Source organism: Halomonas jincaotanensis (assembly GCF_018448785.1).
Classification (GTDB): domain Bacteria; phylum Pseudomonadota; class Gammaproteobacteria; order Pseudomonadales; family Halomonadaceae; genus Halomonas; species Halomonas jincaotanensis.
In genome coordinates this window covers 1-1,180 of sequence record NZ_JAHCLU010000036.1, presented here as the reverse complement: position 1 = coordinate 1,180, position 1,180 = coordinate 1, and the positions used below count along the sequence as shown (strand labels likewise).

At 44.5% G+C, this 1,180-nt stretch carries 1 protein-coding gene; it reads right to left on the bottom strand.

Annotation, left to right across the window (positions count from 1 at the left end):
- Positions 1 to 978: PIN domain-containing protein (locus KG088_RS18705; protein WP_213828032.1), on the bottom strand; the 978-nt coding region annotated here is incomplete at its 3' end.
- Positions 979 to 1,180 lie beyond the last annotated feature (202 nt).

Sequence of the window (1,180 nt, the reverse complement as noted above, 5' to 3'; positions counted from 1 at the left end):
CGCATCCAGAGCCCTCTGAATATCAGCTGAGGGTCGTATCGCATCCAGAGCCCTCTGAATATCAGCTGAGGGTCGTATCGCATCCAGAGCCCTCTGAATATCAGCTAAAGACTGCATCGCAGCTAGAGCCTGACCGGTATCAACTGAAGACCTCGCATGTTCTGGAAAAGTAGATGCATGATAAGTCGTATCCTCTATAGGTAGAGACTTTTCTTCGGCTTCTATGTCCGCTACCTCTTCCGGAGTCAATTTTAATTCGGCCTTTACCTTAGTCGTTTCTACGAAATGCTTCAGCCCTTCGAATAGGTCTTTAAATATATAGACACTAGCACTCTCCGAAACCTGAATCACCTCCGACCTTAATAGTCCATTCAGGAAGAACCTTCCTCCAAACTCTGTACCATAGTCCCCGTCTCGTGAAATTATCCACAGCCGCTTCTTTCCTTTAAAATTACTGAGAATTTGCTCCCAAGTAATCTCGTCACCAAGTGGGTCATTGCGCTTTCCAGGTGGATTTCCAACTTCTTTCCTCTCACGAGCACGACGTAACTCGTCGGGAGTGGCCGGAACTGCATCTGAAAAAATGGAGGCCAACTCCTTTGAAACCTCGTCTTTCGATTCGGATACCTGTGCCAAAATCTCAAGTGTGTGTAAATCTATTTCTGCATTTACAGTAGACACTGACTTGCTTATATCTCTAATACTTCTGAGGATTTCTTCATTCTTTCCAGCTTCAGAACCGGAGAAATGATCAGGTACGTTGATACCATGAAGTTTCATGCCTTGATTTTTTGTTCTAAGAAACTCAGCAGCAGCGCCAAGTTTGTTTCTCTCAACTTCATCAACCACTTGCTGTGTAACAAAAACATATGAAGCTTGTTCGGCCAGTGGAGCTAGCAACTTCCGCCCTTTGTCAGTACGATATAAATCTAAGTACTTGTTAGCATCAATGAATAGGAGCGCATCTTTGACAGGCATATTATAAAATGCTCACATTTAGGTGTTTGGTTCCTTACAGACTATTAAATACACAGCTTCCTCGGTTCGTCTCGTTATACCAAAAGCTGAAAAAACCTTGATCAGTATAGTCTAAAATTCAGTTATCGGCCGAGGCTGTGTGAAAACTCCCAAATCCGTTGCCTGTTTCCGCATCCGGCTGTCAGGCCACGTCCAGCGGCCA